This is a genomic window from Sphingomonas nostoxanthinifaciens (assembly GCF_019930585.1).
In the GTDB taxonomy this organism is placed as follows: Bacteria; Pseudomonadota; Alphaproteobacteria; order Sphingomonadales; family Sphingomonadaceae; genus Sphingomonas_I; species Sphingomonas_I nostoxanthinifaciens.
On sequence record NZ_CP082839.1, the window covers coordinates 3448399 to 3461787 of the forward strand.

Annotated in this window: 16 protein-coding genes, 1 tRNA gene and 1 other RNA gene; 9 read left to right on the plus strand and 9 right to left on the minus strand. The window is 67.5% G+C overall.

All coding sequences use genetic code 11. The features are described from left to right. Positions 1-74 precede the first annotated feature (74 nt). The gene (gene rnd, locus K8P63_RS16410) at positions 75-1238 is read left to right on the plus strand and encodes a ribonuclease D (RefSeq protein ID WP_223797080.1); all 1164 of its coding nucleotides are present in this window, start codon (positions 75-77) and stop codon (positions 1236-1238) included. A gap of 10 nt (positions 1239-1248) precedes the next feature. Here rnd and K8P63_RS16415 read toward each other — a convergent pair whose 3' ends face one another. From K8P63_RS16415 to gap, 6 genes are all read right to left on the minus strand, one after another. Further along, on the minus strand, positions 1249-2745 hold the full coding sequence (locus K8P63_RS16415; protein ID WP_223797081.1) for a Ppx/GppA family phosphatase: 1497 nt from the start codon (positions 2743-2745) through the stop codon (positions 1249-1251). A gap of 50 nt (positions 2746-2795) precedes the next feature. Beyond that, complete coding sequence (gene trxB, locus K8P63_RS16420) at positions 2796-3800, minus strand: thioredoxin-disulfide reductase (protein ID WP_223797082.1); 1005 nt, start codon at positions 3798-3800, stop codon at positions 2796-2798. 85 nt (positions 3801-3885) lie between these two features. Then, positions 3886-4305, minus strand: coding sequence for a low affinity iron permease family protein (locus K8P63_RS16425; RefSeq protein ID WP_223797083.1), 420 nt, complete (start codon positions 4303-4305; stop codon positions 3886-3888). A gap of 95 nt (positions 4306-4400) precedes the next feature. Further along, positions 4401-5609 carry a phosphoglycerate kinase gene (locus tag K8P63_RS16430; RefSeq protein WP_223797084.1) on the minus strand — a complete coding sequence of 403 codons (1209 nt, stop codon included), beginning with the start codon at positions 5607-5609 and terminating at the stop codon, positions 4401-4403. After that, on the minus strand, positions 5606-6058 hold the full coding sequence (locus K8P63_RS16435) for an MOSC domain-containing protein (protein WP_223797085.1): 453 nt from the start codon (positions 6056-6058) through the stop codon (positions 5606-5608). The genes K8P63_RS16430 and K8P63_RS16435 overlap by 4 nt, the downstream gene beginning before the upstream one ends. Before the next feature lie 6 nt (positions 6059-6064). Continuing rightward, positions 6065-7075: a type I glyceraldehyde-3-phosphate dehydrogenase gene (gene gap / locus K8P63_RS16440; protein WP_223797086.1), complete on the minus strand. Its 1011-nt coding sequence runs from the start codon at positions 7073-7075 to the stop codon at positions 6065-6067. A 248-nt stretch (positions 7076-7323) separates the two neighbouring features. Here gap and K8P63_RS16445 point away from each other — a divergent pair, with 248 nt between their 5' ends. From K8P63_RS16445 to K8P63_RS16475, 7 genes are all read left to right on the plus strand, one after another. Then, positions 7324-7500 carry a hypothetical protein gene (locus K8P63_RS16445; RefSeq protein ID WP_223797087.1) on the plus strand — a complete coding sequence of 59 codons (177 nt, stop codon included), beginning with the start codon at positions 7324-7326 and terminating at the stop codon, positions 7498-7500. After that, complete coding sequence (locus K8P63_RS16450) at positions 7500-7811, plus strand: cell division protein ZapA (protein ID WP_223797088.1); 312 nt, start codon at positions 7500-7502, stop codon at positions 7809-7811. The genes K8P63_RS16445 and K8P63_RS16450 overlap by 1 nt, the downstream gene beginning before the upstream one ends. 11 nt (positions 7812-7822) lie before the next feature. Then, positions 7823-7979: non-coding RNA, 6S RNA (gene ssrS / locus K8P63_RS16455), on the plus strand. Continuing rightward, positions 7966-8574 carry a 5-formyltetrahydrofolate cyclo-ligase gene (locus tag K8P63_RS16460; RefSeq protein WP_223797089.1) on the plus strand — a complete coding sequence of 203 codons (609 nt, stop codon included), beginning with the start codon at positions 7966-7968 and terminating at the stop codon, positions 8572-8574. The genes ssrS and K8P63_RS16460 overlap by 14 nt, the downstream gene beginning before the upstream one ends. A gap of 26 nt (positions 8575-8600) precedes the next feature. Beyond that, positions 8601-8795: a DUF2842 domain-containing protein gene (locus K8P63_RS16465; protein ID WP_398287819.1), complete on the plus strand. Its 195-nt coding sequence runs from the start codon at positions 8601-8603 to the stop codon at positions 8793-8795. Positions 8796-8874: 79 nt separating this feature from the next. After that, complete coding sequence (locus tag K8P63_RS16470) at positions 8875-9885, plus strand: GGDEF domain-containing protein (protein WP_223797091.1); 1011 nt, start codon at positions 8875-8877, stop codon at positions 9883-9885. Positions 9886-9956: 71 nt separating this feature from the next. Next, positions 9957-10784 carry an aldo/keto reductase gene (locus K8P63_RS16475; RefSeq protein WP_223797092.1) on the plus strand — a complete coding sequence of 276 codons (828 nt, stop codon included), beginning with the start codon at positions 9957-9959 and terminating at the stop codon, positions 10782-10784. Positions 10785-10808: 24 nt separating this feature from the next. Here K8P63_RS16475 and K8P63_RS16480 read toward each other — a convergent pair. Continuing rightward, positions 10809-10885, minus strand: a tRNA-Asp gene (locus K8P63_RS16480). A 51-nt stretch (positions 10886-10936) separates the two neighbouring features. Beyond that, on the minus strand, positions 10937-12073 hold the full coding sequence (locus K8P63_RS16485; RefSeq protein WP_223799856.1) for an AI-2E family transporter: 1137 nt from the start codon (positions 12071-12073) through the stop codon (positions 10937-10939). A gap of 386 nt (positions 12074-12459) precedes the next feature. Here K8P63_RS16485 and K8P63_RS16490 point away from each other — a divergent pair, with 386 nt between their 5' ends. Continuing rightward, the gene (locus K8P63_RS16490; protein ID WP_223797093.1) at positions 12460-13014 is read left to right on the plus strand and encodes a cell wall hydrolase; all 555 of its coding nucleotides are present in this window, start codon (positions 12460-12462) and stop codon (positions 13012-13014) included. A gap of 51 nt (positions 13015-13065) precedes the next feature. On the opposite strand, the gene K8P63_RS16495 is transcribed toward K8P63_RS16490, so the two are convergent. Further along, a complete protein-coding gene (locus tag K8P63_RS16495; RefSeq protein WP_223797094.1) occupies positions 13066-13386 on the minus strand; it encodes a hypothetical protein in 321 nt (106 codons plus the stop codon). Positions 13387-13389 lie beyond the last annotated feature (3 nt).

Genomic DNA, 13389 nt, shown 5'->3' on the forward strand with positions numbered 1-13389 from the left:
CAAAACCGTGTCCGGCGCTTTCTTGCCGCGGCTCGCTTTGTCAACCCGCGCTGCGCTCGCTATGGCAGTGCACAATGCATATTCATCCGCTCGTCACCGACACCGAAACCCTCGCCGCGCTCTGCGCCCGCCTCGCCAAAAGCGACTTCATCGCGGTCGATACCGAGTTCATGCGCGAGAACACCTATTGGCCCGAACTCTGCCTGGTGCAGATCGCCGATACCAACGAGGCCGCGGCGATCGACCCGCTCGCGCCGGGGCTGGATCTCACGCCGATGCTCGATCTGCTGGTCGACAACGAGGACGTGCTGAAGGTCGTCCATGCCGGCGGGCAGGACATCGAGATCATCTACAACCTGACCCAGACCACGCCGCACCCGCTGTTCGACACGCAGATCGCCGCCATGGCGCTGGGGATGGGCGAGCAGGTCGGCTATTCGAACCTGATCGAGAGCATGACCGGCGTGAAGCTCGACAAGGGCGCACGCTTCACCGACTGGAGCCGCCGTCCGCTCGACAAGCGCCAGATCGATTATGCGATCGGCGACGTGACCCATCTGGTGACGGTCTTCCCGCGCATGCTGGAAAAGCTGCGCAAGACCGGCCGCGGCGCGTGGCTCGACCAGGAGATGGAGCGCATCTCCGATCCGGCCAATTATGTGAACGACCCCGATCTGGCGTGGCAGCGGGTGAAGGTCGCCAGCCGCAAGCCCGAGGTGCTCGGCCGACTCAAGGCGATTGCGGGCTTCCGCGAGCGCGAGGCGCGCCGCAAGAACCTGCCGCGCGGCCGCCTCATCAAGGACGAGACGATCGCCGATCTCGCGGTCCACCCGCCGCGCGCGCAGGCCGACCTTGCCAAGGTGCGCGGACTCGCGCCGAGCTGGGCCGGCAACGAGATCGGCGCCCGGCTGATGGGCGCGATCGAAGGGGCCGCCCCGCTGGTCGAGGCCGAAATGCCGCCGCGCGAAGATCGTCGGCCCGGCCTCGGCAAGGAAGGCGCGCTCGTCGCCGACCTGCTCAAGCTGCTGCTCAAGGTGCGCGCGCGCGACGCCGACGTGGCACCGCGCCTGATCGCACGCGGCGACGAGCTCGACGCGCTCGCAGCTGGCCAGCGCCAGAATCTGTCGATGATGGAGGGGTGGCGCTTCGACGTGTTCGGCCGCGATGCGCTGGCGCTGGTCGAAGGCCGCCTCGCCTTCAGCGTGCAGAGCGGCAAGATGGTGATGAGCGAACTCTGACGACCCTAAATCAGGTGTAGAGCAGCGCCTTGCGGCCGAGCGCCTCGGCGAGCGCGCGGTGGCGGCGCTCGACCGCCTCACCGTAAAGCGCGCGATCGCCGCCCGACAGGCGCAGCACGACCGCATCATCCTCGAGGCTGAGACGACTATTCTCGAGCGGCTCGGCGATGCCGCCCGACAGGCGCTGGCCGAGACGCATCGCATAGCCCCAACGGCTGGCGGTCGCGCTAAGCTCGGGCCCGATCAGACGGGCGACCATTTCGGGCACGCTATCGCCGCCGAAATGGGTGAACAGCGCCTGCGCCATCATCGCACGACCCTGCCCGTCGATCCCCACCCAATGACCGTGCAGCGCGGTGTCGAGACCGCGTTCGGCGCGGAATTCGGGATGCGCGCGCCAGCCGACATCGGCAAGCAGGCATGTGGCATGGCGGAGCCGCGCGAAGGCCGGCGACTCGTGCGCGAACAAAGGTGCGATCCAGCGATCGAGCAGGTCGCCATGCTCGGGGAAGCGCCCCTGCCGCACGCCTTCCTCGCGCGTCGCCTCGATCAGCGGATCGCGCGCCTGGACCGCCGCCGGAAGGCTGCGGTGGAGCAGTCCCTCGCGCAGGCCATAGGCCGAGACGATCAGCGCGGACGGCTTGAGGCGTCGCCCCAGCGCAGCCAGCAGCATCGCCGCGTCGCCGAGCGCGGGCACGCGCGGGGTGGAGATGCCGGGCACCTCGCGCACGCGCTTGGGATCGAGCTGACCCAGCGCGCGCACCAGCCGCTGCCCCTCACCCGGCGCCATGGCATAATGATGCACGATCGGCAGCGGATAGCTCGCCAGCGCCATGTGCAGCCGCGCGAGGCTGCGCCACGAGCCGCCGACCATATAGAGCGGCTTGCCCTCGGCGTTGCCGCTCCAGCCGCTCTTGTCGAGCGCATGGCCCAATGCGCGGTCGAGATCGCGCGCGGTGCGCAGCTTCATCGCCGCGATCCGCAGCACGCCGAACGGCACCGAGGCGCCATGCTGCACCTGACCATTGCCCACGCGCACCAGCTCAAGGCTGCCACCGCCAAGGTCGCCGACGATGCCGTCGGCTTCGGGGATCGCCGCGAGCACGCCGTGTCCGGCCAGCGTCGCTTCCTCCGCGCCGGTCAGCAACTCGACCTCGAGGCCGATCGTCCCCAGCCGCGCGATGAAATCGGGCCCGTTGCGCGCATCGCGCACGGCCGCCGTCGCGACGGTACGCGGCTGGCGCACGCCCATATCCTCGGCCAGCCGCTTGAAGCGGGCGAGCGCCACCAAGGCGCGCTCGACCGAGGGCGGGTCGAGCAACCCGGTCTTGCCGAGCCCCTTGCCCAGCCCGGCCATCACCTTCTCGTTGAACAGGATCGACGGGATCCGCCCCTGTCCTTCGTAGATGACAAGCCGAATCGAATTGGAGCCGATGTCGATAATCGCCACCGGCGCCCGCTCGACGTCGGGCGCGTCGGCGCGGCGCAGAAAGGGAATCGCAACCATGCTTGGCGAGGCCTAGCCCGGAACGATCGCGGGCGAAAGCCGAGGATCGCCTATTCGGCGGCGATGCTCTCGCCCGCCGCGATCGGCCCCAGTTCCGCATCCTCTGGCACCGGGAAATCCTGCGCCTGCAGGAAGCGCTCGGCATCCAGCGCCGCCATGCAGCCGGTGCCGGCGGCGGTGATCGCCTGACGATAGACCTTGTCCATCACGTCGCCGCACGCGAACACGCCGGGCACGTTGGTGAGCGCGGTGCCGGGCTTCACCTTGATATAGCCCTCGTCCAGCTCGATCTGGCCGGCGAACAATTCGGTCGAGGGGTGGTGGCCGATCGCGACGAAGCCGCCATCGACGTCGAACCGGCTGACCTCGCCGGTCTTCGTGTCCTTGAGATCGATGCCGATCAGCCCCTCGGCGTCCGATCCGCCGACAAAGCGCACCACCTCCTTGTTCCACAGCACGTTGATGCCGTGATGCTTGAACAGCCGCTCCTGCAGGATCTTCTCGGCCCGCAGGCTGTCGCGACGGTGGATCAGGGTGACGTCATGGCTGTGGTTGGTGAGGTAGAGCGCCTCCTCGACCGCGGTATTGCCGCCGCCGATCACCGCCACCTTCTTGCCGCGATAGAAGAAGCCGTCGCAGGTCGCGCAGGCCGAGACACCCTTGCCGCCCAGCTCCGCCTCGCCCGGCGCGCCGAGCCACCTGGCCTGCGCGCCCGTCGCGATGACGAGCGTGTCTGCGACGTAGAGCGTGCCGCCGTCGCCCTTGAGCCGGAACGGCCGCTCGGACAGGTCGACCTCGACGATCGTGTCCCATATCATCTGCGCGCCGACATGTTCGGCCTGCGCCTGCATCTCCTCCATCAGCCACGGCCCCTGGATGACGTCGCGGAAGCCGGGATAATTCTCGACATCGGTGGTGATGGTGAGCTGGCCGCCGGGCTGGAGCCCCTGCACCACGATCGGCGCCATGCCTGCCCGCGCGCCATAGATGGCAGCGGAAAGACCGGCGGGACCGGAGCCGAGGATCAGCATACGGGTGGAATGGACGGCGGTCATACGGCAGCTCGCAACGTGGATCGGAGCGACCACAGATAGGTGCGCGACCCGGTGAATGGCAACCGGTCGGCCTGCCGATAACGGCTCAGCGCCGCCGGATCAGGCGATCGATATAGGTCGGGCTCGGCGGTTTGCCGCGCTCCTCATCGCCAATGTCCTCGCATTCCTTCTCGAGGTCCGCGCGGATCTGCTGGATCTCGTGATCGGTCTTGTGCTCGATGCCGATGAACTGGCCGCGCGCATCGTCGACCGCGCGGATCAGCTCGTCCAGCTTCGCTTGCATCGCCGCGGCGTCGCGGTTCTGCGAATTCTGGATCAGGAACACCATCAGGAAGGTGACGATAGTGGTGCCGGTGTTGATGACCAGCTGCCACGTATCGGAATAATGGAAGAGCGGCCCCGTCACCCCCCACACGATCACGACCAGCAGCGCGAGCATGAACGCGCTCGGCTGGCCGACGAAGCTGGCGATGCGGTTGGCGATCGTCGTGAACAGCCGATCCATCATGTCCGCCGTTCACCCTTGTCCGCGCACATCCTTGTGCGCGCACATCCTTGTGCGCGCGGACGCATCCTTAGACAAGCTCGCTGACCAGGGCCTTACAGCGTCGACGCGGCCTCGAGCGCCTTCACGCCGGGCAATTCCTGGCCCTCCATCCATTCGAGGAAGGCGCCGCCCGCGGTCGACACGTAGGTGAACTGGTCGCCGACGCCGGCCTGGTTGAGCGCCGCGACCGTATCGCCGCCGCCGGCGACCGAGACGAGCGTGCCGCTCTGGGTGAGCGCCGCCGCAGTCCGCGCCAGCGCCACCGTCGCCGTATCGAACGGCGGCGTCTCGAACGCACCGAGCGGACCGTTCCAGACGAGCGTGCGGCAGGTCTTGAGCGCATCGGCGAGCGCCTCGACCGCATTGGGGCCGACATCGAGGATCAGCTCGTCGGCGGCGACCTCGTGCACGTTGATCGTGCGCGTCGGTGGGTTGGCCCTGAACTCCTTCGCCACGACGACGTCGTAGGGCAGGTGGACGGTGCAGCCGGCAGCATCGGCCGCGTCGAGGATCGCGAGTGCGGTGTCGGCCAGGTCATGCTCGCACAGCGACTTGCCGACATCGATGCCGCGCGCCGCGAGGAAGGTGTTGGCCATGCCGCCGCCGATGACGAGGTGATCGACCTTCGCGACCATCTGGCGCAACACGTCGAGCTTGGTCGAGACCTTGGCCCCACCGACCACCGCGGCGACCGGATGCTCGGGCTTGCCCAAAGCCTTCTCCAGCGCCTCCAGCTCGGCCTGCATCGCGCGGCCGGCGAACGCCGGCAGCACGTGCGCCAGTCCCTCGGTCGACGCGTGCGCGCGATGCGCGGCCGAGAAGGCGTCGCTGACGTAGACGTCGCCCAGCTCGGCCAGCGCGGCGACCAGCGCCGGATCGTTCTTCTCCTCGCCCTTGTGGAAGCGGGTATTCTCCAGCAGCGCGATATCACCCGGCTTCAGATCGGCGATCGCGGCCTTCGCGTCCGGGCCGACGCAATCGTCGACGAACCGCACCTCGCGCCCCAGCACGTCGGACAGCGGCTTCGTCACCAAGGCGAGGCTCATATCGGGATTGCGCTCGCCCTTCGGCCGGCCGAAATGGGCGAGGATCAGCACGATCGCGCCCTTGTCGGACAGTTCGGCGACGGTCGGCGCGGCAGCGCGCAGGCGCGTGTCGTCGGTCACGCGCGCGCCATCCATCGGCACGTTGAGATCCTCGCGCACCAGCACGCGCTTGCCCGTGACGTCGCCCATGTCGTCCAGGGTCTTGAAGCCGCTCATCGATCGATCCTCACTTCCATGCCGACCCGGATCGGGCCACTTTCGATCACGCGCGTGGTGACGCCGCCGCGCCATCCGGGCAGCAGCGCCGCCTTCAGGCCGGGCGCCACCTCCTCCATGCGGCTGCACGGATCGCATTCGCCGGTCACCTCAAGCACGAGGCCCGTATCGAAGACGATGCGCGCGCCCTTGGTTTCGCGCAGCGCCAGCCCTTCGACCAGCAGGTTCACGCGCCTTTGCTCCCACGGCACGTCCGCGCCGAGATCGGCGAGCGCCGCCGCCCAATCCTCGGCCGCCATCGCCGTCACCTGGCGCTTGTTGCGGCCGGGCTTGAGGCTGCCACGAAAGTCGCCATGCACCCCTTCGGCGACGGTCACGTCGGCCGCGCCGAGCGTTTCCATGGCGCCGCGCGGCCGCGCATGGCGCGCGATGCCGAGCAGGCGTCCCATCGGGTGTTAGAGCAGCTTGCCCATCGCGCCGGCGGTATCGACCATCCGGTTCGAGAACCCCCACTCATTGTCGTACCATGAGAGCACGCGGACGAGCTTGCCCTCGAGCACGGTGGTCTCGAGGCTGTCGACCGACGACGAGTGCGCGTCGCCGTTGAAGTCGATCGAGACGAGCGGCTCGGTCACGAACTGGAGGATACCCTTGAGCGGGCCTTCCTCCGACGCGGCCTTGAGCGCGCCGTTCACTTCCTCGACGGTCGTGTCGCGCTTGGGCTGGAAGGTGAGGTCGACCACCGAGACGTTCGGCGTCGGCACGCGGATCGCCGATCCGTCGAGCTTGCCCTTCAGCTCGGGCAGCACCTCGCCCACCGCGCGCGCCGCACCGGTGGTGGTCGGGATCATCGACATCGCGGCGGCACGCGCGCGGCGCATGTCCTTGTGGATCTGGTCGAGGATCTTCTGATCATTGGTGTAGCTGTGGACGGTCGTCATCAGGCCGCGCTCGATACCGACCGCGTCGTTCAGGACCTTGGCGATCGGCGCGAGGCAGTTGGTGGTGCACGAGGCGTTGGAGACGATATTGTGGTCGGCGGTCAGCTTGTCGTGGTTGACGCCATAGACGACGGTGAGGTCGACGCCCTTGGCGGGCGCCGAGACCAGCACCTTCTTGGCGCCTGCGATCAGATGCTTGCCCGCCGATTCGCGATCGGTGAAGAAGCCGGTGCATTCCAGCGCGATGTCGATCGCGTCGGCAGCGTGCGGCAGCTTGGCCGGATCGCGCTCCGCCGTCACCTTGATGCGCTTGCCGTCGACGACCAGATCGCTGCCCTCGGCGGTGACGGTGCCGTCCCAGCTACCATGCACGCTATCGCGCTTGAACAGGAGCGCATTCGCCTTGGCATCACCAAGATCGTTGATCGCGACCAGTTCCAGCCCGCATTCGGGCCGCGCGAGGATCGCGCGTGCCACCAGCCGACCGATGCGCCCGAAGCCGTTGATCGCAACCCGCACCGCCATATCGATCTCCTTGCGGCCACCCGCTCCTTACCGGAACATATGGGCGGCGTGATGCGGCGGCTTTCCCCGCCAGGCGGGTCAGCGCGCCAGGAACCGGACCGCCCCCGTGCGACCCCGCACGATTCGAGCCCGGCAGAATGCGACGTCCTTTGTCGGCTGGGCGGCGAAGCGTCAACCGCGCGGCTTGCGCCCGGGCCGCATGGGTCCCTATCTCGGCAGGCATGACGCATGAAGCCCTGGACACCGCATTGGCGCGGCTCGATCGCGCCATCGAGCGGATCGAACGCGCCGGCAACGGTCGTGATTTCGCCGGCGCCGAGCTGGCAGAACGTTACGTGTTGCTCGAGGAACGCCACGGCCTGCTGCGTGATCGCGTGCAGCAGACGATCGAGCGGCTCGACACCCTGATCGGGGGCGGCAGCTGATGGCGCAGGTGACGCTGACGATCGGCGGCCGCCGCTACGATCTCGCTTGTCGCGATGGTGGCGAGGATCGCTTGCGGATGCTCGGCGCGATGGTCGACGCGCGCGCGACCGAGGCGGCACGCGCCGTCGGTGACACGAACGAGGCGCGTCAATTGCTGATGGCCGCTTTGCTGCTCGCCGACACGCTGAGCGACGTCGAAGCGGGGGTCGCCCCGACCGCCGACGATCGCGCCGCCACCGCGATCGATGCGCTGGCGCAGCGGGTCGAATCGATTGCCGAGCGTCTTGAGAAAAGCGACCAGCGACCCTAGATTGGTTGCCGGTGGGACTGCCCGGTGCGAACCGCTGCGAACATCCCTGAGGCGATCCATCATCCTTGGGGGCTGTCCCTGTCCGGACCCTGGTCCGGTGCATATGGTCCCCACCTGACGTTTACGGCGTCAGAGGATATTCCGGAAAACGGCCATGGCGGTCCCACCACCCCCACCCCTCTCCCCACTAGACGAGAAGCGCACGATCCGCGCCACGCTCCGGGCGTCGCGCGCCGCGCATGTCGCGCGGCTGCGGGACGAAGGCTGTCATGATGCCGCGCATGCCGCTGCGGCGCATGCCCTGGCACATGTTCCGGCCGGCGCAACGGTCGCGCTGTATCGGTCGCTCGGCGACGAACTCGATCCTGCACCATTTGCGGACCTGCTGATCGCGGCGGGGCATCGGCTCGCTTTGCCGCATGTCGATCGCGGCGATCCGACCATGCGCTTTCTCGCATGGCATCCCGAGGCGCCGCTGTTCGAGGGCATGTTCGGCCTTCGCCAGCCTCATGACGCAAGCGAGCCGGTCGTGCCCGACGTGATCGTCACGCCGCTGGTCGGCTTCGATCGCGCTGGCGGCCGCATCGGCCAGGGCGGTGGCTTCTACGATCGTGCGTTCGCGCTTTTGCCCGGCGCGTTCCGAATCGGCTATGGCTGGTCGGCGCAGGAGATCGCGACCGTGCCACGCGATCCGTGGGACATCGCGCTCGACGGAATCGCGACCGAGCGGGAGTGGATCGACGTGACGAAGACCGGGCAATGACACCCAGTTGGCGCAAGCCGGTCGGCATGCTGCTGATCCTGCTGTTGATTGCGATATGGGCAGGGCTGGTCGTCAGCCAGAGCCAACGGATCGCGACGCTGCCGGGCCTTCTCCAGGCGCTGGTTTATGCTGTCGCAGGCATCGTCTGGATCACTCCGCTGAAGCCATTGCTGAGGTGGATGGAAATCGGTCCAAAACGGATGCGAAATGACAGACCTTAGTCGAATATTTTCAGCGCCGTACATCTTTCTAAACGCGATGCTCACCGTCCTTTAACCGGCGGCTGATAACGGTTGCGTCATGACGAGCCCGGCCCAACACGATCGGTGGAGTTGTCTCTTCGACGACATCCGGCAGGTTCTGCTAGAGAACCGGCTGGAGCCGACTCCGACCAATTATGGTCTCGCGCATCATTATCTGACCGCCGACGACGCGACGTTCAACAGCGCGGTTGACCGCGCCACGGCGCACGGTGGCCTATCGGCCGCCGCCGCCGCGGCGTTGATGGCCGAACGCAATGTCGAGCTGTCCGCCGCCGACCTGCAGGGGATGGCGAAGGAAGCGCAGGAGCGTCTCGAAGAAGTCGAGGTGATCCTGCTCGGCTCGCGCGAGGCGCATCAGGATTATGGCAGCACGCTGGCGACCAATGCCGCCGAACTGGCAGCGGGCGCGGCTGCCGGACCGCTGGTCAGCTCGCTCCTCGACGTCACCCAGTCGATGATCGACAAGACGCAGGCGATCGAGGACCAGCTGCGGACCGCGTGCGAAGAGATACGCGAATTGCGCGAGAGCCTGGCCGAGGCGCAGGATGCCGCCAACCGCGACGCGCTGACCGGCCTGCCCAACCGCCGCGCGCTCGACGCCCGCCTCGCCGCCGCATCGGATGCCGCCCGCCGCACGGGCCGCCCGTTCAGCATCGCCATCTGCGACATCGATCATTTCAAGGCGGTCAACGATCGCTTCGGCCACCAGATCGGCGACGAGGTCATCAAGTTCGTCGCGACCAGCCTGTCCAACGGCGCCAGCGAACGGCTGTTTGCCGCGCGTTATGGCGGCGAGGAATTCGTCGTGCTGTTCGAGGGTGCCGACGCGGCCAGCGCCAGCCGCGAGGTCGACCGCATCCGTGCGACGATCGGAAAGCGCGACCTGCGGGTCAATGCGACCGGCCAGTCGCTCGGGCGCCTGACCTTTTCGGCCGGCGTCGCGCAGCTCGCGGCGATGGAGGGCGGCGCATCGGCCATGCTGAAGCGCGCCGACGTGGCGCTGTACGAAGCCAAGCGCGCCGGACGGAACCGCGTGATGGTCGGCTGACGTCGCCACATCGCGCGGAACCTCACCGCGCGCCGGACGCTCCCAACGCGCAACGAGCGACGGAGCATTCCATGACTGCGGTTCCCGATATCCTGCTGAACGACGGCGCGCGCATGCCGCAGATCGGCTTCGGCGTGTTCCAGATGCCGATCGACGAGACCGAGCGACAGGTCGCGAGCGCGATCGGACAAGGCTATCGCGCGGTCGACACCGCCAAATTCTACGGCAACGAGGAAGGCGTCGGCGCGGCGGTGCGCGAGAGCGACGACTGGATCTTCGTCACCACCAAGCTGTGGAACGGCGATCACGGCTACGACACCGCGCTGCGCGCATTCGATGCGAGCATGACGCGGCTCGGCATCGACAAGCTCGACCTCTACCTGATTCACTGGCCGCTGCCGTCACTCGACAAATATGTCGAGACGTGGCGTGCTTTGGTGCGACTGCAGGAGGAAGGCCGCGTCGGGTCGATCGGCGTCTCCAATTTCACGGTCGAGCATCTGGAGCGGATCATCGACGATAGCGGCGTCGTGCCGGTCACCAACCAGATCGAGCTGCACCCGCATTTCCAGCAAAGCCGGCTGCGCGACTTCCATGCCGAGCGCGGGATCGCCACCACCAGCTGGAGCCCGCTGGGGCGCAGCGCGGCGCTGGGCGACGAGGCCATCGCGGCGCTCGCCCGCAAACACGGTCGCACGCCGGCGCAGATCATCCTGCGGTGGCATGTCCAGCTGGGGCTGATCGCGATTCCCAAATCGTCGAGCCCCGAGCGGCAGGCGGAAAATATCGCGCTGTTCGATTTCGCGCTGGATGCGGACGACATGGCGGCGATCGGCCGGCTCGACAATTCGGATGGCAGGATCGGCCCCGATCCGGAGCAGCTCGGTCCGCCGCAATGATCGCGGGGATACCGAAACATGCAATGGCGCGAGTGACGGGGCTCGAACCCGCGACCTCCGGCGTGACAGGCCGGCGCTCTAACCAACTGAGCTACACCCGCATGAGAATGCCCTTGCGGAGGCCGGCCACCTAAATAGGGCCGCCCTGCCTGTCAACCGCTCTCGAACGGCGGGGAGGGCGGTTCGGGCAGCGGGCCGGTAAGCGTGCCGTCCTCGAACAGGAAACCGGCGATGTCGGGCTTGCCGGCCGCGTCGAGCACGGTCTTCATGATGATGAGCAGCGGCACCGCCAGCAGCGCACCCGTCGCCCCCCACACCCAGCCCCAGAAGCTGAGCGACACGAGGATCAGCAGCGGATTGATCGTCAGCCGTCGCCCGACCAGCGACGGGGTGATGATGTTCGATTCGATCAGGTGGCAGCCGACGAACACCGCCACCGGAAAGGTGGCGTACCAAGCGTCGCGGAACACCATCAGCCCGCCCAGCGCCAGCAGCAACGCTGCCATGATCGGGCCGAGATAGGGCATGTAGTTGAACAACGCGACGATGCCGCCCCACATCAGCGGATCGGGCAGGCCGATCAGCCACAGGGCGAACGCGACCATCAACCCCAGCGCGATATTGATGATGGTGATGGTCGACAGATAGGCCGAGGTCGAATCGACCATTTCCTGGATCACCCGCGCCGTGGTGAGCGCGCTGGTGAAGCTGCCCCGGCTGGTGATGGTGTTGCGCCGCATCCGCGTCCAGCCGGAGAGGAAGAAATAGACGACCAGCAAAGCGAAGAACATCTGCAGGATCGCCACCGGCGCCGAGCTCGCGACCACGTCGAGCAACGAATTGGGCGCGGCCACCGTCACCGTATGCGCGTGCGGACTGACGCGCATGAACGTCGCCGAGGTATCGCTGACGAAGCGGTCGAGACTGCCATAGAGCTCGATCAGCGGGCGCAGATTATGACGAATCCGCACTACCCTTTGCGGCAGCAGCGCGAACCAGCCCGATGCCGGCACGATGATCGCCGCGACGGCCGCATTGGCGATGGCGAGGAAGGCGGCGATGCAGAAAAAGGCGGCGACCGAAGAGGGAACCCCGCGCCGCTCGAGCCATTCGAGCGTCGGCACCAGGGCGATGGCGATCACGAGTGCTGCCGTGACCGGCAGGAAGAATGCGGTGCCCGCGCGCAAGGCGAACGGCAGCGCGATCAGCAGGCCGAGGCCCGCGAACAAGGCAATGGCCGCAAGCAGCCGGTCGCGGCGCAGCGATTCGGCACCGCGCGCCGCCAGCATGGCGCGAATCGCAGATGTACCCAGCCGTTCTTCCACCGCGTCTCCCCGCGAATCGGGCCCTGCATAGCGGGCGAGACGTCGATATCCCAAGATTGGACGCGCGGCACCCGGAGCGATCACAAGCCGCTGAAAATGGCCAAAAACCGTCGCGTTCGTGCAACAAAGCCGCATTTGGGCCGCAACGGCCCATCGCGGCAGCCTACCGACTCGTCGTCACTTAATTGACGCATTAACCTGTTGCGGACACGTAAGGGTATCGAACGGTCGCCGGGGCTCGCGTTTCCGTCCAGTCGACAAGACGTGAAATCCGCAGGCGTGGCTTTGTATCCGCGACGCCGGGCGTTTTTGCGCATGCGCATGAGTAATGAATGACTGTGAAACAGCGTGTGACGCTGCTTTCCCTCGGCGGTGGCTTTGCAGCTGCCGCTTTCCTGGGGCTGATGCCGACGATGGGCCATGCTGCCGATCTCGGTGCGCTCCCGGCTTTGGCCTACGATCTCGATTCCTCCAATCTCCCGCAGGCCGCCGCGCCGCAGCCTGCCATGGCCGATGCCGGCGACGATGATGTCGCGGTCGACCCCGCCGCGCTGGAATGCATGGCCAAGGTGGTAATGCACGAAGCCGGCTCCGAACCGCGCGCCGGCAAGGTCGCGGTCGCCCAGACCCTGGTCAACCGCCTCAAGACTGGACGCTTCGGCGATTCGATCTGCGCCATCGCCAAGCAGCCGGGCCAGTTCTTCAACGTCGCGAGCTATCAGCCGCATCGTGACAGCGACAATTGGGCCGAATCGATGGCGGTTTCGCGCGCGGTGCTTACCGGCGATGCCGATGCGATCGTACCGGGCGCGATGTTCTTCCGCTCCGCCGCCAGCCCCGCCAGCAGCTTCTTCCGCTCGCGCGCGCGCGTCGCGATGGTCGGCGCGCAGGTCTTCTACCGCTAAATCGCTATCGCCGTAGCAATGGCGCCGTTCCCGGCCTCGGCCGGAGCGGTGCTATTGCCGTGCGTCATCCGTGGGCGGCTGGCCGGCGAAGCGCGCCGCCTCGGCCCGCTTCCATTGGCCGTGCATCGCCGCGCGTGGCGCGCCGAGGCCGATCGTGTCGGTGAATGCCACCCAACCGTCGGCGGCAGTCGCGGCATAGGCCTGCACCGGGCTCGGCCGCTGTTCGTCGATCCAGTCGCGCAATGCCACCGCGTTGGTGAGCAGCAGCACCAAAGTCGCGACCGCGATCACGGTGGTCGCCCACGCGATCCCGCTGCCGTTCAGCAGCGCCGGGCCGGGCAGGTCGATCGGTGACGGCGTCTCGCGCGGCATGCC